Raw genomic sequence first — 20,773 nt, forward strand, 5'->3', positions numbered from 1 at the left:
TGGCGGCCATCACACCGGACCGGGAGGCAACGATGCCTGCACAGAGTGGCTACTTCTCCGACGACTCGATGATCCGGCGGGTCATGCGCAAACGCGCGGTCGGAGTCACCTACGGCCAGCGGGCGCTGGTCATCGGCGCGGTACATCCACTGCTCTACGTCGGGACCGCCGAGAACACCCAGCACCGGACCACCCCGTACACCCGCCTGGCCCTCACCGGCCGCCTGTTCGAGGCCGTCTCCCTGGGCACCCGCGAAGAAGCCGACCGCGCACGGGAATTCACCCGCAAGCGCCACGCCCCCGTCGAGGGCGCGCTGCCCGAGTCCGCGGGCACGGCCAACCCGGCGGGCACCCGCTATTCCGCCCACGACCCGCACCTGATGTTCATGACCATGGCCTTCACCTTCGACTCCGCCGAGGTCATGCACGATCTGCTGGTCCGCCGCCTCACCCCGACCGAGCGCGAGGGCCTCTACCAGGACTACGTGCGCTGGGGCGAACTGTTCGGCATGCCGCGCACCGCCGCGCCCTACACCTACCGCGAATTCCGCGACTACTTCGACGGCTACCTGGCCTCCGACGAACCCCACCTCACCGACGAGGCCAAACTGGTCGGCTCCTACCTGATGGGCCAGCGCGTCCCCCACCCCCTCCCGATGCCCGCCCAGCAGGCCCTCTCCGGCTTCTCCCTCCTGGTCCAGGGCAGCCTCCCCAAGCGCATCCGCGACATGTACGACCTGTCCTGGGGTCTGCGCGAGGAGGTCGCCTTCCGTGGCCTGGCCCGCGCGGTCCGCACCGCCCACATCTCCCCGCCCCTGGTCGGCAACCCGCTCACCGCCCCCATGACCGGCCCCAGCTACCCGCTGTACAAGCTGGTCACCCGCCGTGAACAGCGCCTGATCGGCTCCGGCCGGGCCAGTATGCCGGGGGTGGATCCGCGCTCGTATTCGGACCGAATCGGCGCTTGACCAGCTGATTCTGCCGAACAGCAGTGGTTCGCGGCGTCCCGATTCTTGACGGCGCTCCGGCCTCCCCGCGCTTGGAGCGGAAGCGGGAGCGAAGCGGAGGAGCGGAGGAGGGAAGAATCGGGACCAGTGGCCGCGAACCCGCCCCGGAGCGCAGCGGAGGGGCAAATTAAGCTCGGCGTATGTCGAGTCCTGAGCCGACCGCTGAGCGTAAGCAGCGGGTACTGTCCGGAATCCAGCCCACCAGCGATTCCTTCCACCTCGGCAACTACCTTGGCGCGCTGCAGTATTGGGTGCGGCTGCAGGACGATTTCGACGCCTTCTATTTCATCCCCGACCTGCACGCCATCACCGTGCCGCAGGATCCCAAGGAGCTGCGCAAGCGGACCAAGGTGTCGGCGGCGCAGCTGCTGGCTCTGGGCGTCGACCCCAAGAAGTCGACGCTGTTCGTGCAGTCGCAGGTGCCCGAGCACGCCGAGCTGACCTGGGTGCTGAACTGCATCACCGGCTTCGGCGAGGCGAGCCGGATGACCCAGTTCAAGGACAAGTCGGTCAAGCAGGGCGCGGACAACGCCACGGTCGGCCTGTTCACCTACCCGGTGCTGATGGCCGCCGACATCCTGCTCTACCGGCCCCAGTTGGTTCCTGTCGGTGAGGATCAGCGCCAGCACCTGGAACTGACCCGAAACCTGGCGCAGCGCTTCAACACTCGCTACAAGAAGACCTTCGTGGTGCCCGAGGCGCACATCGTGACCGGCACCGCCAAGATCTACGACCTGCAGGACCCGACCTCGAAGATGAGCAAGTCGGCGGCCTCGGACTCGGGTCTGCTGAGCCTGCTCGACGACCCGAAGGTCTCGGCCAAGAAGATCCGCTCCGCGGTCACCGACACCGAACGCGAGATCCGCTACGACCCGGAGACCAAAGCGGGCGTGAGCAATCTGCTGGTCATCCTGAGCTCGCTGACCGACACTCCGATCGTCACGCTCGAACAGGACTACGCCGGCAAGGGTTACGGTGACCTGAAATCGGATACCGCCGACGCGCTCATCGAGTTCGTGACACCGCTGCGCGCGAAGGTGCAAGAATACATGTCTGACCAGGGTGAACTCGATCGTGTCCTCGCCGCCGGAGCCGAGCGGGCACGGGAGGTCGCCGGGCGGACTCTCGCGCAGGTGTACGACCGGGTGGGGTTCCTCGCCCGCTGACCCGGCCGCCGCGCGTCCAGGTGTGCGGAGGTGGCGGTGTTCGGGAATCTCGTCGAGAACGTCGAGACGTGGATAAGGACGCAGATCCGGCGACGGCCCTGGCTCGACCATATGGTCCGGGCCGGCGGCCGGTATCAGCGGCAGCGCGGCGACTACTACGCCGCCGGCATCACCTATTTCACGGTGCTGTCGCTGTTCCCGCTACTCATGGTGGGATTCGCGGTGGCGGGCTTCGTGCTGTCGCGGAATCCGCAGTGGCTCACCGACATCCAGGACAAGATCGTCGAGAACATTCCGGGCGCCGCGGGCAGCTCCATCAACGATCTGATCCACCAGGCCGTGAATTCGCGGGCCGGCGTGGGCACCATCGGTCTGCTGGCCGGCGCGTACGCCGGGCTCGGCTGGATCGCCAACCTGCGGGCCGCGCTCACCGAGCAGTGGGATCAGCCCAGTAAGAAGCGGAACTGGTTCGTATCCAAGGCGTCCGACCTGCTGGCGCTGATCGGGCTGTTCCTGGCCATCCTCGTCTCGCTGGGCCTGTCCGTGCTGGCGTCGAGCGGGCTGATCAGGAGCCTGCTGGATCGCCTGCACATCCATCAGACGGCTTGGATGACCGCGCTGCTCACGCTGGTGTCGCTACTGCTCGCGGTGTTCGCCAACTGGGCGGTCTTCGCGTGGATGATCGCGCGGCTGCCGCTGCACCCGGTCACCTTCCGCAGCGCGGCCCGCGCGGCCCTGATGGCCGCGGTGGTGTTCGAGGCGTTCAAACAGCTGGCCACGATCATCCTGCGATCGGTGGTGAACGGCCCGGCGGGCGTGGTGTTCGGTCCGATCATCGGGCTCATGGTGTTCAGTTACTTCACCGCGCGGATCATCCTGTTCGCCACCGCCTGGGCGGCCACCGCCTCGGACAACGAAGTGGCCGAGGATATTCCAGCGCCCGCTCCGGCGGTCATCCGGCCGCGGATGACGGCGGCGGGCTTCCCGGCGGGAGCGGGTGCGGCGGTGTTCGGAGCGGGAGCGTTTGCGGGAGTGCTGCTTTCGATGCTGCGCCGCCGCTGACTAGCAGTGGCTGCGCAGGTTCATCTTCGCGACCAGCGGGTAGAGGTTCTTGTTGAACGAGCCGTCGGCGAACCAGCGGTACTTCTTGTGCTTGTCGGGCAGGTTCTGGGAGAACTTCGCCTGGTCGTTGTAGTCGTAGTAGTGCACATTGTGCAGCGTGGTGAGCACCGCGCCATTGCTGTCGCGCAGCTCCGCCCACATCAGCCAGGCGTCGTCGTTGCTCGACGAGGTGACGGTGCCGTCGAACCAGGCGTGCCCGTCGGAGTCGATGGTCCACTTGGCGCCGCCGAACAGGGTGCAGTCGCCGCTGTGCAGGTCGTGGTCCCAGGAGTACCACTTCTGGGCGGCCGCGGACGCGGGTCCGGCGGAGGTGGTGGCGCCGAAGACGCCGAGGGCGAGCACCGCGGCGGCCAGCGGGGCCAGGCGGCGCAGGCGGGAGCTGCGGGTGGTTGTCATGGTGGGGTCCCCTCCAGAGTCGTGACCGGGATTCCGGCGTGTGACCACCGTGCGAGGACGCACCAATGGGGAACCAATGACGGACCAACGACCGCCGATCAGCGGCGGCGGCTCAGCCTCCGCGCCGCCAGCAGCAGCGCCACGACCAGGAAGACGCCGCCGACGATGAGCACGGTGCGCAGATCCTGGTGGTCACCCGAGCCGGTGTCCGGCTCCGGGGCGGCCTCCGACTGCGGCGCGGGCGGACTGGCCAGTGCCACCGAGGGATTCGCCGCGGCGGACCCGTCGGGCATGGTGCCGATACTCGACCCGGCCGGGAGCGCGTAGGCCCAGTCGAGCAGTTTGGCCGCCTGCTCCCACGGCCGGAACGGCCGCACGTCCGCTTTGAGCAGGCTCACCACATAGCGGCGGCCATTGCGTTCGGCGGCCGCCACGAAGGTCTGCCGGGCGTCGTCGGTGTAGCCGGTCTTGCCGCCGATCGCGCCGTCGTACTCGAAGAGCAGATGGTTGTCGTTGGCGATGGGGAAGCCGGGATGATCCTTGTCGCCGGGGATCTTCGGGTCGGCGGGGAAGCCGGGGAAGTCCACCTGCTCGGTGTGGATCAGCTCCGCGAACAGCGGCAGCGTCATGGAATGCCGGAACAGCATGGCCAGGTCGTAGGCCGAGGTGCTCATCCCCGGCCCGTCCAGCCCGGACGGGCTGGCGGCGCGAGTGTCGAACGCCTGCAACCGTTTCGCCATCGCGTTCATCTTCGCGACGGTGGCGTCGTCGCCACCCAGCTGGGTCGAGATGGCATGCGCCGCATCGTTTCCCGACGCCATGATGAGCGCCTGGAACAGCTGCTTGTTGGTGTACTTGCCGCCCGGGCCGATGCCGACCCGGGTGCCGTCGGCGTTCGCGTCGTCCTGGGTGCCGGTCACCACGGTGTCCAGGTCCAGGGCCGGGATCGCCACCGCCGCCAGCAGCACCTTGATGGTGGAGGCGGGGCGATACCGGCCGTGTGGATCCTTGGCCGCGAGGACCGCGCCGGAGTCCAGGTCCGCCACCTCCCACGCCGTCGCCGAAATCCCTTCCGGCAGCGGCGCGGCCCCCGCCGGCAGGATCACCCCGCACCCGCCCAGCCGCTTGCCCCCGATGGGCGGGTCCGGGATCGGCAGGGCCGCCGGAGCCTGCTGCCCGGGTTCGGGCACCTCGGAGGAGTCGATGGGGGACGGCGGTGTGGTCTTGTTCGGGCAGGTGTCGGTATTGGGGGTGGTGAACGGCGTCGTGGTGGACGGCGCGGTGGTCGACGGCTCGGCCCCCGCGGTTCCCGGTAGCACCGGCCCGAAGGCGGTGCCCGAGAACGCGGTGAGGCCCGTCGCGAGCGTCGCGGCGGCGAGAAGGCGCGAATACCTGCGGTTACTCATCGCGCCCGACTTTATCGCCTAGTTGGCGGAGTGGTTGACAGGGCAGCCGTGGGCGAGCGGGCCGAGCAGCTTGTTGTTGTCGTAGAAATGCTCGAGCTCGACGATGCGCAGGTCCTCGGAGACCTTGGCGATGGTCACGCCGGTCATCTCGATGAGCTCGCCGGTGGGCTGGTGACCCTTGTACCCGCCCTCGTAGCGACCCCAGTGGCGCCACTTGAAGGTGACGGTCGGCGGGCCGGACAGCACCTCGAGGACCTCCCAGAAGAAGCCGCCGGGGAACGCGGTGTGGAAGATCTTGTGCGAGGACTCGAAGTCCTCACCGGCGACGTCGTAGAAGGGGTTCTCGCCGATCAGGATGTTGTAGGACCCGATGCGCGCGAATTCCTCGGCGTCCTGCCACTGGCCGCCGTTGACGCGGCCACGGTAGTGCTCGGCCACCAGGGAGACCCACTTGGCGGGGTCCTTCTTGTGCGAGACCTCCATCTCGAAGACCTTCACGAGCTCTTCGACGATGTGCTCCAACGAATCCGGCGCGTGCTGGGTGCTCCGCTCGACCGGAATGACTTCCTTGCTGAGGTGGTAGTCGGGCGCGCCCTCACGCCAGTCCTCCGGTGCGGCCGCGGCGATCACGGCGTCGCGGCCCTGCAGGTGCAGGGGGGTCTCGACGGATTCTGTTGCTTGGTCGGTCATTTCGTGCCTCACGTGTCCAGACCCTTTGTGGGGTCGTCGATCTCGAAAACGGACCGCATGACGGTAACAGCAGGAAGATGCCGTGTCGCGACGAGCATTTGAGACACCTGTACCAAAGGGCGGAATGGTGACACACCCCATTGCGGCCCCTCTGAACCCATGACATGACAAGAATTGACAGTCTCTCCAAAATGAGAGACTCTCTCATTAACGAGAAGCAATCAAATGATTGGAACTGTCATGAACGCTGAGGGAATGCGCCGCTGGCTGGCGCTGGGAGCCCTGGCCATCTCCATGCTGACCATCGGGCTCGATGTCACCGTCCTCACCGTCGCCCTGCCCACCCTGGCGACCGACCTGCACGCCGACACCTCCGCGCTGCAGTGGTTCAGCAGCGCGTACACCCTGGCCCTGGCCGCCTTCATGCTCCCGGCGGGCGCCCTCGGCGACCGGTTCGGCCGCAAGAAGTTCCTGCTCGGCGCGCTGGTGTTGTTCGGAGTGGCCTCCGTCGCCTGCGCCTTCGCCGCCACCTCCGGCCAGCTCATCGCCGGGCGTGTGGTGCTCGGGCTGGCGGCAGCGGTCACGATGCCGCTGTCCATGGCTGTGTTGCCCACGCTGTTCCCGGAACCGGGGGAGCGACAGCGGGCTCTCACCATCTGGATCACCTCCACCGCCGTCGGCCTGCCGCTGGGCCCGATCGTCGGCGGCTGGCTGCTGCAGCACTACTGGTGGGGTTCGGCGTTCCTGCTCAATGTGCCGCTGGTGATCGTCGGCGCGCTCGCCGTCGCCCTGCTGGTGCCGGAATCCAGCAGCGGCAGCCGATTCCGCATCGACCTGCCCGGCGCACTGCTGTCGGCGGCCGGAATGCTCGGTGTCACATACGGTTTCATCCGCTGCGGTCAGGAGGGCTGGGGCGATGCCGTGGCCTGGACCGCCATCGCCGCGGGCGCCGCGCTGGGCGGGGCGTTCGTGCTGTGGCAACGCCGTACCGCGCACCCGCTGGTCGACCTGGGCCTGTTCGCCGAGCCCGGATTCCGGTGGGGCACCGTGTTCATGATCCTGGTCAACTTCGCCATGTTCGGGCTCTTCTTCACCATGCCGCAGTACTTCCAGGCGGTGCTGGGCGCGGACACCTTCGGCAGCGGCCTGCGCCTGCTACCGCTCATCGGCGGCCTGGCAGTCGGGTCCCGGCTGGTGGACCGGCTGCTGCCCAAGGTGGGCGTGCGGGCGGTGCTGGTCGCCGGATTCGGGCTGCTCGCAGCCGGTCTCGGGCTGGCGGCGCTGATCACCGTGGACAGCGGGTACGGGTTCGCGGCCATCGGGCTGGTGCTGCTGGGCGTGGGCATGGGCTTCGTGATGCCCGCCGCCATGGGCGCGGCGACCGACGACCTGACCCCCGAGCGCGCCGGGTCCGGCTCGGCGCTGCTGCAAGCCCTCCGGCAGGCGGGCGGCACCATCGGCGTCGCCATCCTCGGCACGGTGCTGTCCACCCAATACCGTTCGGGGCTGGGCGAATTCGATCGGGAGCCGATCTCGGACGGGGTGAACGCCGGGGTCGGCGTGGCCCGCAAGCTCGGCGACCCGGCGCTGCTGGCCCAGGTGCAGAGCGCGTTCGTCGACGGCATGAGCGCGATGCTGTGGGTGTGCACCGCCATCTGCGCGGCCGCCGCGGTGCTGGCCGCCGTGGTGATCCGCCGCAAGGATCCGGTCGTGCTCGCCGATCTCGATGCGGGACAATCGGTCCATGTCGGCTGAGACTGCCTCCGCGACGCCCCCGGCCCCGGCGAAAGCCGCGACCGGGGGCGGCCTGCGTGAACGGAAGAAGGAACGCACCCGCCGGACCATTCGCACCGAGGCGTTCCGGCTCTTCCGGGAGCAGGGCTACACCGAGACCACGGTCGAGCAGATCGCGGCCGCCGCCGACATCTCGCCGAGCACCTTCTTCCGCTACTTCCCGTCCAAGGAGCAGGTCGCGCTCGCCGACGACCTGGACCCGCTGATGATCGCGGCCATCGAGTCCCAGCCCCGCGACATCACCCTGCTGGCCGCCTTCAAACGGGCCACCCTGGACGCCTTCGCCGCGCTCACCCCCGAGGAGTACGCGTTCGAGAAGGAGCGCATCGAACTGCTCTACTCGGTGCCGGAGCTGCGCGGCGCGGTCACCCAGGAGATCCAGCGCAATATGGTGATGGTCACCGAGATCGCGGCCCGCTGGACCGGCCGCGCCGCCGACGACTTCGAGGTGATGGCCTTCGCCGGCGCGCTCACCGGGGCCATGATGGCGTTCATCGACCAGTATCCGTTCTCGCCGGATCAGATCGTGCGGGTCATCGACTTCCTAGACGGGGGACTCACCTCGCTCTAGACCGGTTCGACGCCCACCAGTCGCGCCACCGTGTCGTCGGTCATGGTCTCGAAGAACCCGCCCACCACGTCCTCGATCTCGGTGACCGACTCGGCGCAGTACAGCACCGGCTGATAGTGCGTGATGTCGTAGACGATGGTGCCCATGGCGTGGATGTCCAGCGGCCGCAGGTCGGCGTCGCGGAACTCCTCGATCTCGCCGTACGAGGACAGCAGTCCCGCACCGTAGCAACGCACTTCGCCGTGTTCGCGCAGCACCCCGAACTCGAGCGAGAACCAGAACACGTCGGCCAGGAACTTCAGCGCCCGCTCGGTCTCCAGCCGGGCCGCCGCCGCGCCGACCGTCTCGTAGAGGGCCGCGAAGCGCGGGCTGGCCAATTGGTTGGCGTGGCCGATGATTTCGTGGATGGCGTCCGGCTCGGGCGTGTACAGCGGCGCCGAGTGGTGGCGAATGTACTGGGTGGAGTGGAAGGTGCGGTCCGCGAAGGAGCCGAAGAACTGCCGCAGCGGCACCAGCCCGGCGGCGGGCGCGTACCGGAATCCGGTGAGCGGCACCAGTTTCGCGGACACCTCGTCCAGTTGTGGAATGTGATCCGCCGGCAGCCCCAGCCGCTCGGCCGCGTCGATGACCTCCGCGCACGCGTACTTCGCCCGCTTGCGGGCCAGCTCGGCGGACACGATCCGCCACACTTCCTGCTCCTCGGCGGTGTACTCGACGTGCGGCACCGGATCGCCCGGCCGGTACTCCAGGGCCATGGCCGCGATGGCATTGCGGCGGGTCCGGTACGCCGGATCGTGCACGCCCGGATGCTCGTCGCTCAAGTGCACAGTCACATCGCCGTCGGCCCCCTTGGTGACCGGCGAGTACAGCTGCGCCTCGGTGAACATACTTCGATGCAAGCACCGCCCGGTGATCTATACAACGAACGACGGCCCAGCTGGTCAGTTTGACCAGCCGGGCCGCCGTTTTGTCCGTGAATTCCCAATGGTGATCCGCCGTCAGCTAGGCATTCGGTCCCGTTTGCAGCCGGGCCGAACACCGCGCTCAGGTCAGCGGGCCGCGTGCTCGGGGTCGAGCAGCGCCGGCACCCGGGTCTCCCGGTCCGGGCCCGTGACCTCCGCCAGGAAGTCCCGGCTGAACAGCGCCGACAGGATCGCGATGCCGCCGCGGTGAATCCGGAACTCGCTCTTGGCGGCGGAACCGGTCAGCCGGATGACGCGGCCCTCGGCGCGCAGCGGGCGGGTCATGTCCTTGACCCGGCCCCGCCCGGTCCACGCCAGTTCGGAGGCGTCGATGACCGCGTCCTCGGGGACCAGCAGTTTCACCATGGCGTGATCGAGTTCGGCGTGGATCACGATCTCCCCGTCACCGGTGATCCGCGGCGAGCGCAGGTCGAGGACGGCGCTGCCGTAGCGGACCTTCACCTGGAAGGCAGCGGCGTCGGTCCAGTCGCCGAGGTGCTTGATGGTGTCGTGATCGGTGTGGATCTTCACGGTGTCGGTGGTCTTCATGGCCTTGGTCCCTTCGGGGAGTCGGTGCTGGTCGGGTTCGCCTGCTCCTCAATAGTGACATGGAGACTAGTTGCAAAGCAACTAGTTCTGAGAAACTAGTTTTCGGGCACCCAGTAAGGTGGTTGACATGACAGCTTCGACTCCGGCCACGCGGTTCAAGCGCTCGCCCTTGGCCATGGCGGTGCTCGGCATCCTGCACCTGGAACCGATGCACCCCTACGCCATCCAGCGCCGGATCAAGGAGTGGGGCAAGGACAAGGTCATCAATGTCGGGCAGCGGGCCCAGCTGTACAAGACGATCGCGCGATTGCAGGAGGCGGGACTGGTGGCGGTCCGCGAGACCGGCCGCGACCAGCAGTACCCGGAGCGCACGGTCTACGAGATCACCGACGACGGCCGCACCGCCTGCCTCGCGTGGATCAACGACATGGTCGCGACGCCGCGCGACGAATTCCCGGAATTCCCTGCGGCACTGTCGTTTCTGATGCTGCTGCCGCCCGAAGCGGCCCGGATCGAACTCGGGCGGCGGGCCGACGCCGTGCGTGCCGCGCTCGAGGAGATCGACGCGGGCCTGGCGGGGGCCGCCGAATTCGGCCTCCCGCGTGTCGTGTTGCTCGAGGACGAGTATCAGCGCGCCGTCACGGCAGCCGAATTGAACTGGCTGCACGGGGTTCTCGCGGATCTCGCCGACGGCAGCCTCACCTGGTCCTGGGAAATGCTGGCCCCGTTCCAGGATCGGTCCCCGGCCTGACCAACGAAAGCCGCCCGCATCCGAAGATGCGGGCGGCCTTGGTATTTCGGCTACGCCGGAACTAGCGGGCGAACAGCAGCGCGCGCTTGACTTCCTGGATCGCCTTCGTCACCTCGATGCCACGGGGGCACGCGTCGGTGCAGTTGAAGGTGGTGCGGCAGCGCCACACACCCTCGACATCGTTGAGGATGTCCAGACGCTCGCGGGCGCCCTCGTCACGGCTGTCGAAGATGAAGCGGTGCGCGTTCACGATCGCGGCCGGGCCGAAGTAGCTGCCGTCGCTCCAGTACACGGGGCAGGAGGTGGTGCAGCAGGCGCACAGGATGCACTTGGTGGTGTCATCGAAGCGGGCGCGGTCGTGCTGGGACTGGATGCGCTCGTAGGTCGGCTCGTTGCCCTTGGTGATCAGGTAGGGCTTGACCGCCTTGAACGCGTCGAAGAACGGCTCCATGTTCACCACGAGGTCCTTCTCCACGGGCAGGCCGCGGATCGGCTCGACGGTGATCGTCAGATCCTTGCCGCCCTTGGGCAGCATGTCCTTCATGAGGATCTTGCACGCCAGGCGGTTGACGCCGTTGATGCGCATGGCATCCGAGCCACACACGCCGTGCGCGCAGGAGCGACGGAAGGTGAGCGTGCCGTCCAGGTAGGACTTGATGTAGATCAGCACGTTCAGGAACCGGTCGGTCGGCAGTACGGGGACCTTGAACTCGTCCCAGTGCTGGCCCTGCCCGTCCTCCGGGTTGAAGCGGGCAACCTTGACGGTGATCAGGGTCGACCCGTCCGGCACCGGAGCCGGCTTCTGCGGCGTTTCAGCGACAGCAGTCATCAGTACTTACGCTCCATCGGCTCGTAGCGGGTCTGCACAACCGGCTTGTAGTCCAGGCGGATGTCGGAGATGAGCTCCGGGCTCTGCTTGTAGGCCATGGTGTGCCGCATGAAGTTGACGTCGTCGCGGTCCGGGTAGTCCTCGCGCGCGTGGCCGCCACGGGATTCCTTGCGGTTCACCGCACCCGCCACGGTCACCTCGGCCAGCTCCAGCAGGAAGCCCAGCTCGACGGCCTCGAGCAGGTCGCTGTTGTAGCGACGGCCCTTGTCCTGCACGGTGATCCGCGAGTAGCGCTCCTTGAAGACCTGGATCTCCTCGAGCATGGACTTCAGCGACTCCTCGGTGCGGTACACACCGGCCTTGTCGTCCATGGAGTTCTGCAGCTCGGTGCGGATGTCGGCGACGCGCTCGTTGCCGTGCTCGCCCAGCAGGTTGGCCAGCCAGTCCTGCACCATCTGCGCCGGGTTCTCCGGCATGTCGACGAACTCGGCGCGCTGCGCGTACTCGGCGGCCGCGATGCCCGCGCGCCGGCCGAACACGTTGATGTCCAGCAGCGAGTTGGTGCCCAGACGGTTGGCGCCGTGCACGGAGACACAGGCGCACTCACCGGCGGCGTACAGGCCGGGCACGATGTCGGTGTTGTTGCGCAGCACCTCGCCGCGGATGCGGGTCGGGATGCCACCCATCACGTAGTGACAGGTCGGCATGACCGGCACCGGCTCCTTGACCGGGTCGACGCCCAGGTAGGTGCGGGCGAACTCGGTGATGTCGGGGAGCTTCTCCTCGAGCACGTCCTCACCGAGGTGGGTCACGTCGATGAGCACGTAGTCCTTGTTCGGGCCCGCGCCGCGGCCCTCACGGACCTCGAGCACCATGGAGCGCGCGACGATGTCACGCGGCGCCAGGTCCTTGATGGTCGGCGCGTAGCGCTCCATGAAGCGCTCACCGGAGGCGTTGCGCAGGATGCCGCCCTCACCACGCACCGCCTCGGAGATGAGGATGCCCAGGCCCGCGAGGCCTGTCGGGTGGAACTGGTGGAACTCCATGTCCTCCAGCGGAAGTCCCTTGCGGAACACGATCGCCATGCCGTCACCGGTGAGGGTGTGGGCGTTGGAGGTGGTCTTGTACATACGACCCGAACCACCGGTGGCGAAGATGATCGACTTCGCGTGGAACACGTGCAGCTCGCCGGTGGCCAGCTCGTAGGCGACGACGCCGGTCGCGATCGGGCCGTTGGGGCCGTCGGACAGGATCAGGTCGAGCACGTAGAACTCGTTGTAGAACTCCACGTCGTGCTTGACGCAGTTCTGGTACAGCGTCTGCAGGATCATGTGGCCGGTGCGGTCGGCGGCGTAGCACGCGCGACGCACGGGCGCCTTGCCGTGGTCACGGGTGTGGCCACCGAAGCGACGCTGGTCGATCTTGCCTTCGGGCGTGCGGTTGAACGGCAGGCCCATCTTCTCCAGGTCGAGCACGGCGTCGATGGCTTCCTTGGCCATGATCTCCGCGGCGTCCTGGTCGACCAGGTAGTCACCACCCTTGACGGTGTCGAAGGTGTGCCACTCCCAGTTGTCCTCTTCCACGTTCGCCAGCGCGGCGCACATGCCGCCCTGCGCCGCACCGGTGTGAGAACGAGTCGGGTAGAGCTTGGTCAGGACGGCGGTGCGCACCCGAGGACCGGCCTCGATCGCCGCACGCATTCCAGCGCCACCGGCACCGACGATGACGACGTCGTAGCGGTGCTCCTGAATCGGTCGGGATTCACTCATCGAGGTGGCCTGTTCCTAACTGATGTTGGGGTCGAAGGTGAAGATCACGTAGGTGCCGGTGACCATGACCAGGATCATGGACACGACCAGCGCGGCCTTCAGCCAGAAGCGGGTGGAGTCCTTGCGCGCGTAATCGTCGATCACGGTGCGCAGGCCGTTGCCGCCGTGCAGCTGGGCCAGCCACAGCATGGTGAGGTCCCAGAGCTGCCAGAACGGGGAGGCCCAGCGGCCGGCGACGAACGCGAAGTTCAGGCGGTGCACGCCGCCGTCGAGCATCAGCATGATCGTCATGTGGCCGATGACCAGGATGACCAGCAGCAGGCCCGAGGCACGCATGAAGAGCCAGGCGTACTTCTCGAAGTTGTTGCCGCCGGCGCGGCGGGGGGCGCGCGGGGCGTCGAGCGAGGCGGGGCGGTCGTAGGACTTACCGAGAACAGGTGCGGTCATGTCGGCTCTCAATTCGTCAGCAGGTAGAAGAACTGGCGGCCGACACCGGCACCGGCGACGACGATCCAGATCGCGAGCACGATCCAGAGCATCTGGCGCTGGTAGCGCGGGCCCTGCGACCAGAAGTCGACGAGGATGATGCGGATGCCGTTGAACGCGTGGAACAGCACGCAGACGACGAGACCCATCTCCATGAGGGCGACGACGGGGTTCTTGTAGGTCTCGATCGCGCGGTCGTAGGTGTCCGGGCTGACTCGCACCAACGCGGTATCGAGGACGTGGACGAACAGGAAGAAGAAGATCGTCACGCCGGTGATGCGGTGCAGTGCCCAGGACCACATGCCGGGGTCGCCTCGGTACAAGGTTCGCTTCGGCTTGGCCGGAGCTTCTAGCGTGGTCATAGAGTGCGGTGCCTCCAACGTCGTTGATGGACCCGGTCAGAATCCGGCCGCGGAGCCTTCGGACTGTCGAAACCACCTGCTCACGAGCGGAATCAACATCCGGTGGCAGTGCTGCAGGCCCGTTGTCGGGAACCTGAACCGATCTGTCCTGAACTCTAAACCCAGCTTTGGAGGGGAACTAATTCGGCGTGCCGCTCGTTGGCTCAAATTGTTGTGAGTTAGGTTTGCCTTTCCTGATTTTCGCGACCAGGCAGAACGCGTAACACGGGCGTGCTGTCACGTCCATAGGAGGATGGTCCGAAATGTCCGAAATTGACTGGAAATCCCTGCGTTACAAGGCTTTTGAAGTTATGCAAGAGGCGTATGCCCCCTATTCCGGATTCCCCGTCGGGGCCGCGGCTCTCACTGCCGACGACCGCGTGGTGAGCGGCTGCAATGTGGAAAATGTCTCATACGGTTTGGGCCTCTGCGCCGAATGTGTACTGGTCGGTAACTTGATTTCGGGCGGCGGCGGGCGACTCCGGGCGGTCTCGATCTGCGATTCGCGGGGCGCGGTGCTCATGCCCTGTGGACGCTGTCGCCAGATTCTGCTCGAGCACGGCGGCGGCGATTTGCTCGTCGATCACCGCGACGGGCCCGTCACCCTGAACACGCTGCTGCCGGACTCCTTCGGGCCCGACGACCTCGCCGCCGGCCAGCGGTAGAACTCCGCTATAACAGCTGATCATCGTGGCGCGCGGGGGAATCCGTGGAAAGGCGGCCGAGCCCGTGCCAGGGTGGAGGGCGTGACGGTGCACTCGGCGGTGGACGTGATTCGGGCCAAGCGCGACGGCGGACAGCTCAGCGACGCGCAGATCGATTGGGTGGTGGACGCGTTCACCCGTGGCGAGGTCGCCGACGAACAGATGTCGGCGCTGGCCATGGCCATCGTCTGGCGCGGCATGACCCGCCGCGAGACCGCCCGCTGGACCCACGCCATGATCGACTCCGGGAAGCGTTTGGACTTCACCGATCTGGGCCGCCCCACCGTCGACAAACACTCCACCGGCGGGGTCGGCGACAAGATCACCCTGCCGCTGTCGCCCCTGGTCGCGGCCTGCGGGGCCGCCGTGCCCCAGCTCTCCGGACGCGGATTGGGGCACACCGGAGGCACACTCGACAAGCTCGAGGCAATACCCGGCTGGCAGGCCGACCTTCCGGTCGCGCGCATGCGGGAGCTCCTGTCCGATCCCGCCGTCGGCGCCGTCGTCTGCGCCGCCGGAGCCGATCTGGCCCCCGCCGACAAACGGCTCTACGCGCTGCGTGACGTCACCGGGACCGTGGAATCCATCCCCCTGATCGCCAGCTCCATCATGAGCAAGAAGATCGCCGAGGGCACCGGGGCGCTGGTCCTGGACGTGAAGGTCGGCCGCGGGGCGTTCCTGCGCGAGGAGGCGCAGGCGCGCGAACTGGCCACCGCCATGGTCGAACTCGGCACCGACGCCGGGGTGCGGACCGTGGCCCTGCTCACCGCCATGGACACCCCGCTCGGCCACACCGCCGGAAACGCACTGGAAGTCTGCGAATCCCTCGACGTGCTGGCCGGCGGCGGCCCCGCCGACGTCGTCGACCTCACCCTCGCCCTGGCCCGGGAGATGCTGGCGCAGGCCGGGATCACCGATGTCGACCCGGCCGACGCGCTCGCCGACGGCCGCGCCATGGACCATTGGCGGGCCATGGTGCGCGCCCAGGGCGGCGATCCGGACGCCCCGCTGCCGCAGGCCCGCCACACCGAAACCCTGCGCGCACCCGCCGCGGGCACCCTGATCCGCCTCGACGCCCTCGACGTCGGACTCGCCGCCTGGCGGCTCGGCGCGGGCCGGGCCCGGCAGGGCGACCCGGTGCAGGCCGGGGCGGGCGTCGAAATGCACGCCAAGCCAGGCGATTCCATCACCGAGGGGCAGCCGCTGCTCACCCTGCACACCGACACCCCCGAGGCCTTCCCGGCGGCGCTGGAGCTGCTGCGCGGCGCGTTCACCATCGATGGCACCGTCCAGTTGCCGCTGCAACCCTTGATCCTGGACCGCATCACCGCTTGAAGATGAAGGATTCGCGCCGGTCAGCAACGTGAGGGCAACGACATGTCGAACTGTCGGTGAGTCGGGCCAACAGTCCTGCCGCGGAACGGGAATGCGGCTAACGTTGCTACATGACTGGACCGACGCCCCTCACTCTCGCCTCGATCCGCCAGGCTCCCAAGGCGGTCCTGCACGATCACCTCGACGGCGGGCTGCGACCCGCGACGGTGCTGGAACTCGCCCGCGCCGCCGGATACGACCAGCTACCGGCAAGCGACGCCGAATCCCTCGGCGCCTGGTTCCGTGACGCGGCCGACAGCGGCTCGCTCGAGCGCTACCTGGAGACCTTCGCCCACACCGTCGCCGTCATGCAGACCCCCGAAGGTCTGCGCCGGGTCGCCCGTGAATGCGCCGAGGACCTCGCCGCCGACGGCGTCGTCTACGCCGAGGTGCGGTTCGCGCCCGAACAGCACATCGAGGCCGGACTCACCCTCGACGAGGTCGTCGAGCACACCATCGCCGGATTCCGGGAAGGCGAGGCGGCCGCCGCCGCGGCGGGCACCCCCATCACCGTGGTCTGCCTGCTCACCGCCATGCGGCACGCCGCCCGCTCCCGCGAGATCGCCGAACTCACCGTGCGCTGGCGCGACCGCGGCGTCGGCGGCTTCGACATCGCGGGCGCGGAGGCCGGCTACCCGCCCAGCCGCCACCTCGACGCCTTCGACTACATGCGGGCCAACCTCGCACACTTCACGATTCACGCGGGCGAGGCATTCGGACTGCCGTCGATCCACGAGGCCGTCGCGTTCTGCGGCTGCGAACGACTCGGGCACGGCGTGCGCATCACCGACGACATCACCGACGGCCCCGACGGGCCAGTCCTCGGCGTGGTCGCGAACTATGTGCGGGACATGCGGATTCCGCTGGAGCTGTGCCCCTCCTCGAACGTGCAGACCGGGGCGGTGCCCTCGCTCGACAAGCACCCGTTCGACCTGCTCGCGCGGCTGCGGTTCCGGGTCACCGTGAACACCGACAACCGGCTCATGAGCGACACCACCATGAGCAAGGAGATGCTCAAGCTGTCGGAGACCTTCGGGTACGGCTGGAGCGATCTGGAACGGTTCACCATCAATGCCATGAAGTCCGCGTTCATTCCGTTCCCGGAACGACTGCGGCTGATCGACGAGGTGATCAAGCCCGGCTACGCGGTGCTGCTGGGATAGCGCCCGCCGGAAAGCAATTCGAGCCGCACCCGTGGGGGTGCGGCTCGAATCGTGTCGGGGGACCGACCGGGTCAGCCCTTCTGGAGGCGGGCCTCGAAGACCGTCTCCAGCGCCTTCCATGCCTCCGACTCGGCCTGGAACGGCGGGTTCGGCGCCATCCGGGTCGGGTCCGGGTTCAGCAGGTAGGAGACGTACCAGCCCAGCGGAGTGGAGACCGCCAGCGCCGACTCGACCGCGTCGTCATCGGCGTAGTCGGCGGCGTCGGTGAACAATTCGACCGCCAGGTCGAGCTGATCGGTGTCCACGGACTTCGGGCCGGAGGCCAGGTCCTCGGACAGACCGGGCAGCACGTAGACGTTCTCCTCGTCGACCTCCACCTCGAGTGAGCCGTCCACGGCGGCGGTCTGCACCTCGCCGTAGGTGCTCACCCGGGCCAGGTCGTGATCGTGGTCGTCGGCCAGGTAGCGGGCCAGGGCGCGCTCGGAACCGAAGACCGTGATCGAGCCGTCCTTGCCCAGGAAGATGGGCTCGTCGTCGACGTAGCAGCGCAGCGTGAAGAAGGTGCCGTCCGAGGAGATGATCTTCACCGGGTCGATGCCGACCTCGTGCCAGAAGGACGGCTCGCCCTCCTCGTCGTCCTCGTCGAGGTCGACGTCCTCGATCTCGTCGTCACCCTCGGCCGCGTCTTCGGCGTCGACGATGTTCTCCTGCGCCGCAAGCAGTTCCGCCTCGGCCACCGAGACCGCGTCGGCGTCCACGTCGGGCACCGTCACCACCGAGTCGATGGCGTCGATGACGGCTTCCCAGTCCTTGGCGATGGCCGCGCCGATCTGGTCCCACAGCTCCTCGCCCTCACGCCCGAGGAAGGCGCTCACCCCGCCGGCCAGCGCGCCCAGCACCGGGTGCGAGCCGAAGAACTTGGTGACGGGATCGAGTTCGCACACGTCGCCGATATTGCGGACCATCTCGAGGGTCTCCTCGAGCTCGGAGACCACCTCCGGGTCCGGGTCGTCGGCGGCCAGCTCGGGCACGCCGACCAGATCGAAGACGAACTGCTCCTCCGGCTCCAGTTCGGCCGCCGACAGACCGGCGATGATCTTCCAGGCCGGATGATCCACCAGATCGTTGTCGGAGTTGGTGCGGATGAACGCGGCCAGCTCCGCGACGGAGTCGAAACCGTACAGGTCTTCCTCGTGACCGAGGAATGCCTGCCACTCATCGTCACCGTCTCGCCAGCGGGGTGCCCAGAGGGTGACAAGATCGCCTTTGGTCAGGCCCAGCGCGATCGGGACGATGTCTCCAGAAGCCATGACCGGAAGCCTATCCAGTCGTCGCGTCAGGCACTATCCGGGTCGCCCCCAACATTTTTTGAAATCAGCGCGTCGTTCAGGCCGGCGATGATGCGGGCCCGCTGCGCGGTCGCCTCGGCGGCGGCCCGCCGCGCGGCCCACAGGATCAGCCGGGAGACCTCGGCCGGGGGCCGGGTGGTCACCGACTCGGCCAGCCACAGGCCGGTCAGCGCGCCGTCGGCGTCCACCTCGGCGGTGACCGAACCGTCCTCGGCGGCGCAGCGGCCGCGCGCTCCGCCCAGGTCGTGCAGGGTCGCTTCGAGGGCTTCCAGCTTGTCGTTGACTCCTCGGACCAGGGCGTCCATCTCGGCGCTCATCGGTTCCGCAACCAACCGGTGCGGCCGGTGTCGGCGTCGTCGAGCCGATCCAGCTCGTCCACCGCGGCCTGGCGGGTGGGCAGGCCGAGCCGGTCCAGGACCGTCTCCGGCACGCCCGCCGCGGCCAGCTGTTCGCGCCGCCGCGACCGCGCCACCAGCGCGGACCGTCGCGTCAATCGGAGGATCTCGTCGGCGAGAGCCTGTGCGCCGTACCGGTATTCACCGCGCTCGAACCGGATCTCGACGGGCATCCCCTGATCGGTGGCCGACACCGTCACCGTGCCCGCCCGATTTCCCGACGCCGCGACCGTCACCGGCGGCACCTGCGCCGATTCCCCCGGCCCGCTCATGCCGTCGGCCGGTAGAAACCGAGGAACCGCATGCCCGAATTCTCCATTCGTATCGGTCCGATCTGGACGGGATCGCCCGCTTCCACCAACTGCCCGTTCCCGATCACCATCGCCACGTGCCCGTCCCACACCGCAAGATCACCGGGCATCAAGCCCCCTGGACCGACGCTCGGATGCCCGAGGCCCTGCTCTTGCGCCAACCGCGGCAGCGAAACCCCCGCCTGCCCATAGGCCCACTGCGTCAGACCACTGCAATCCACCCCCACCCCGGGCGTCACCCCACCCCACACATACGGCGTCCCCACCGCACTCAACGCCTGCCGAACCGCCTCCGCCGCCTGCTCGTTCGGCGCCTCCACCCGACTCCCGTCCGGCAACGTCACCCACACCCCGCCCGCGTGCGTCCCGCCGCCCGGCGAATCATGGCCGACCCCGGACGACTTCGGCGTGAACGCGGACGCCGTGGTGGTCCGCATACCGCCCGGCGAGTGCCCGGTCCCGAGTAACGTGCGCCCGACAGCCTTGATCGTGTCACCGCCACTCGTGACCGGATCGCCGGTCGAGGTGACTGGGCTGACGTGAGGCCACCGGTCGCCGGGGTGCGTGCCCGCCGACGCCGGGACGGTCTCCACCGCATCCGGTGACGGGCTCACCGCCGGAGCAGTGCCCGCCCCGTCCGGCAGCGGACTCGCGCCGGCGGGACCGGTGTCCTCATCGACCGGAACACCCGCGACATCGCCCGGCGCATCGCCCCCGGGAGTCACGATCGCCGGTGCCGGAATCGGACCGCTCAATTCCGCCATGGCAGCCGTCTCACTCGCCAACTCCGCCCGCACCCGTTCGACCACCCGCACGGCTCGGCCGATGTGGTCGATCGCGGACTCGACAGCGGCCGTCGTCCCGCCCGGCGTATCCGCACTCGCTCCGAGCGCAGCCAACTCGGCCCGGAACGCCCGCAGAATCTCCTCCAACTCCCGCCGCCCGTTCGCGACCTCCGTATCCGCACGCTCCAGGATCTCCGCCATCGCCTGCCCGCGTTCGGACGCCGTCGCCGCCGTGGTCCGCGTCCGCAATGCGTTGTCCAGCGCCGCATCCCCGGCTCGCCCCCGCCACGCGTCGTACATCCGATCGACGCTGCCCCGGGTCTCGGCGTGCGCCACATCGACGATCCGCGCGGTCTCCCGCAGCACATCCGCGGCGGTGCCGCGCCCGGACCCGAAACTCCGCAGCAGCTCGACGATCGGTCTCTCCAGCTCCGACGCCGTCACGTCATCGCTCATCGACGAACCCCCGGCCGAATTGCCCCGACCGGTCGCCCCTTTCGGTCGGTGCCGCGACCTCGCCTCCGCCGGGGAGGTCCGCCGACTTCCGAGCCGGACCCCGAGCCGCCCGCAGGATCCGGCCACCGACCGTCGGAAAGTGCTTGGGGGACGGTGAAATCCACGGGGGTCGAGCAGCATCGGCAGGGGCGCCCAAGAACGGTGATGGTCCGTGGCCGGGTCTGCTGCGCCGGTGGCGTGGACCTGCGCCCGGCTCCGCAGCGGCGGGCGGCTCGGTGGCGCGGCATCCGGCCGTGAACGAATCGCGGCTCTTCGCGAGGCGCGTGGTCGGCACGCA

Annotated in this window: 22 protein-coding genes; 9 read left to right on the top strand and 13 right to left on the bottom strand. The window is 68.3% G+C overall.

Annotation, left to right across the window (positions count from 1 at the left end):
• Positions 1–32 precede the first annotated feature (32 nt).
• The 3 genes from ACFYTS_RS24455 (at position 33) to yhjD (ending at position 3,235) form a co-directional block, all read left to right on the top strand.
• A complete protein-coding gene (locus tag ACFYTS_RS24455) occupies positions 33–968 on the top strand; it encodes an oxygenase MpaB family protein (RefSeq protein ID WP_387307400.1) in 936 nt (311 codons plus the stop codon).
• 179 nt (positions 969–1,147) lie between these two features.
• Complete coding sequence (gene trpS / locus ACFYTS_RS24460) at positions 1,148–2,173, top strand: tryptophan--tRNA ligase (RefSeq protein ID WP_357282206.1); 1,026 nt, start codon at positions 1,148–1,150, stop codon at positions 2,171–2,173.
• Positions 2,174–2,203: 30 nt separating this feature from the next.
• The gene (gene yhjD, locus ACFYTS_RS24465; protein ID WP_357282205.1) at positions 2,204–3,235 is read left to right on the top strand and encodes an inner membrane protein YhjD; all 1,032 of its coding nucleotides are present in this window, start codon (positions 2,204–2,206) and stop codon (positions 3,233–3,235) included.
• Here yhjD and ACFYTS_RS24470 read toward each other — a convergent pair whose 3' ends face one another.
• The 3 genes from ACFYTS_RS24470 to ACFYTS_RS24480 form a co-directional block, all read right to left on the bottom strand.
• Positions 3,236–3,691, bottom strand: coding sequence for a DUF6294 family protein (locus tag ACFYTS_RS24470; RefSeq protein ID WP_357282204.1), 456 nt, complete (start codon positions 3,689–3,691; stop codon positions 3,236–3,238).
• A 98-nt stretch (positions 3,692–3,789) separates the two neighbouring features.
• Entirely contained in the window at positions 3,790–5,097 is a 1,308-nt protein-coding gene (locus ACFYTS_RS24475) for a D-alanyl-D-alanine carboxypeptidase family protein (protein WP_387307403.1), read from the bottom strand.
• 18 nt (positions 5,098–5,115) lie between these two features.
• Positions 5,116–5,787: a SnoaL-like polyketide cyclase gene (locus ACFYTS_RS24480; protein ID WP_387307405.1), complete on the bottom strand. Its 672-nt coding sequence runs from the start codon at positions 5,785–5,787 to the stop codon at positions 5,116–5,118.
• A gap of 240 nt (positions 5,788–6,027) precedes the next feature.
• Between ACFYTS_RS24480 and ACFYTS_RS24485 the strand changes: the two genes are divergently transcribed.
• A complete protein-coding gene (locus ACFYTS_RS24485; protein WP_387307407.1) occupies positions 6,028–7,542 on the top strand; it encodes an MFS transporter in 1,515 nt (504 codons plus the stop codon).
• Entirely contained in the window at positions 7,532–8,152 is a 621-nt protein-coding gene (locus tag ACFYTS_RS24490; protein WP_387307409.1) for a TetR family transcriptional regulator, read from the top strand. Before ACFYTS_RS24485 ends, ACFYTS_RS24490 begins: the two co-directional genes overlap by 11 nt.
• On the opposite strand, the gene ACFYTS_RS24495 is transcribed toward ACFYTS_RS24490, so the two are convergent.
• Entirely contained in the window at positions 8,149–9,039 is an 891-nt protein-coding gene (locus tag ACFYTS_RS24495; protein ID WP_387307411.1) for a phenylalanine 4-monooxygenase, read from the bottom strand. The two genes, ACFYTS_RS24490 and ACFYTS_RS24495, sit on opposite strands and share 4 nt — an antisense overlap.
• Positions 9,040–9,201: 162 nt before the next feature.
• The gene (locus ACFYTS_RS24500) at positions 9,202–9,663 is read right to left on the bottom strand and encodes a hypothetical protein (protein WP_387307413.1); all 462 of its coding nucleotides are present in this window, start codon (positions 9,661–9,663) and stop codon (positions 9,202–9,204) included.
• A gap of 127 nt (positions 9,664–9,790) precedes the next feature.
• Here ACFYTS_RS24500 and ACFYTS_RS24505 point away from each other — a divergent pair, with 127 nt between their 5' ends.
• Positions 9,791–10,414 (top strand): helix-turn-helix transcriptional regulator, encoded by a 624-nt coding sequence (locus ACFYTS_RS24505; protein ID WP_387307415.1) that lies wholly within the window; start codon positions 9,791–9,793, stop codon positions 10,412–10,414.
• A 61-nt stretch (positions 10,415–10,475) separates the two neighbouring features.
• Here the strand turns inward: ACFYTS_RS24505 and ACFYTS_RS24510 are convergent, their stop codons facing one another.
• Genes ACFYTS_RS24510 through sdhC form a run of 4 tightly spaced genes read right to left on the bottom strand, consistent with a single transcriptional unit; the run spans position 10,476 to position 13,860 of the window.
• A complete protein-coding gene (locus ACFYTS_RS24510; protein ID WP_357282196.1) occupies positions 10,476–11,243 on the bottom strand; it encodes a succinate dehydrogenase iron-sulfur subunit in 768 nt (255 codons plus the stop codon).
• On the bottom strand, positions 11,243–13,012 hold the full coding sequence (gene sdhA / locus ACFYTS_RS24515; RefSeq protein WP_357282195.1) for a succinate dehydrogenase flavoprotein subunit: 1,770 nt from the start codon (positions 13,010–13,012) through the stop codon (positions 11,243–11,245). Before sdhA ends, ACFYTS_RS24510 begins: the two co-directional genes overlap by 1 nt.
• 15 nt (positions 13,013–13,027) lie before the next feature.
• Positions 13,028–13,459, bottom strand: a complete 432-nt coding sequence (locus ACFYTS_RS24520) for a succinate dehydrogenase hydrophobic membrane anchor subunit (protein ID WP_357098390.1) — start codon at positions 13,457–13,459, stop codon at positions 13,028–13,030.
• Between the two features lie 8 nt (positions 13,460–13,467).
• Positions 13,468–13,860, bottom strand: a complete 393-nt coding sequence (gene sdhC, locus ACFYTS_RS24525; RefSeq protein WP_213557854.1) for a succinate dehydrogenase, cytochrome b556 subunit — start codon at positions 13,858–13,860, stop codon at positions 13,468–13,470.
• Positions 13,861–14,162: 302 nt separating this feature from the next.
• Between sdhC and ACFYTS_RS24530 the strand changes: the two genes are divergently transcribed.
• From ACFYTS_RS24530 to ACFYTS_RS24540, 3 genes are all read left to right on the top strand, one after another.
• Positions 14,163–14,564 (top strand): cytidine deaminase, encoded by a 402-nt coding sequence (locus tag ACFYTS_RS24530; RefSeq protein WP_387307417.1) that lies wholly within the window; start codon positions 14,163–14,165, stop codon positions 14,562–14,564.
• Between the two features lie 87 nt (positions 14,565–14,651).
• Positions 14,652–15,938: a thymidine phosphorylase gene (locus ACFYTS_RS24535; protein ID WP_387307498.1), complete on the top strand. Its 1,287-nt coding sequence runs from the start codon at positions 14,652–14,654 to the stop codon at positions 15,936–15,938.
• Between the two features lie 110 nt (positions 15,939–16,048).
• Positions 16,049–17,140 carry an adenosine deaminase gene (locus ACFYTS_RS24540; protein ID WP_357282193.1) on the top strand — a complete coding sequence of 364 codons (1,092 nt, stop codon included), beginning with the start codon at positions 16,049–16,051 and terminating at the stop codon, positions 17,138–17,140.
• Between the two features lie 71 nt (positions 17,141–17,211).
• Here ACFYTS_RS24540 and ACFYTS_RS24545 read toward each other — a convergent pair whose 3' ends face one another.
• The 4 genes from ACFYTS_RS24545 to ACFYTS_RS24560 are packed head-to-tail and all read right to left on the bottom strand — an operon-like array spanning position 17,212 to position 20,436.
• A complete protein-coding gene (locus ACFYTS_RS24545) occupies positions 17,212–18,450 on the bottom strand; it encodes a primosomal protein (protein ID WP_357282192.1) in 1,239 nt (412 codons plus the stop codon).
• Between the two features lie 26 nt (positions 18,451–18,476).
• The gene (locus ACFYTS_RS24550; RefSeq protein WP_387307420.1) at positions 18,477–18,806 is read right to left on the bottom strand and encodes a YbaB/EbfC family DNA-binding protein; all 330 of its coding nucleotides are present in this window, start codon (positions 18,804–18,806) and stop codon (positions 18,477–18,479) included.
• Complete coding sequence (locus ACFYTS_RS24555) at positions 18,803–19,156, bottom strand: hypothetical protein (protein WP_357282190.1); 354 nt, start codon at positions 19,154–19,156, stop codon at positions 18,803–18,805. Before ACFYTS_RS24555 ends, ACFYTS_RS24550 begins: the two co-directional genes overlap by 4 nt.
• Positions 19,153–20,436, bottom strand: a complete 1,284-nt coding sequence (locus tag ACFYTS_RS24560; RefSeq protein ID WP_387307422.1) for an NlpC/P60 family protein — start codon at positions 20,434–20,436, stop codon at positions 19,153–19,155. Before ACFYTS_RS24560 ends, ACFYTS_RS24555 begins: the two co-directional genes overlap by 4 nt.
• Positions 20,437–20,773 lie beyond the last annotated feature (337 nt).

This window comes from Nocardia sp. NPDC004151 (assembly GCF_042874235.1).
Classification (GTDB): Bacteria; Actinomycetota; Actinomycetes; order Mycobacteriales; family Mycobacteriaceae; genus Nocardia.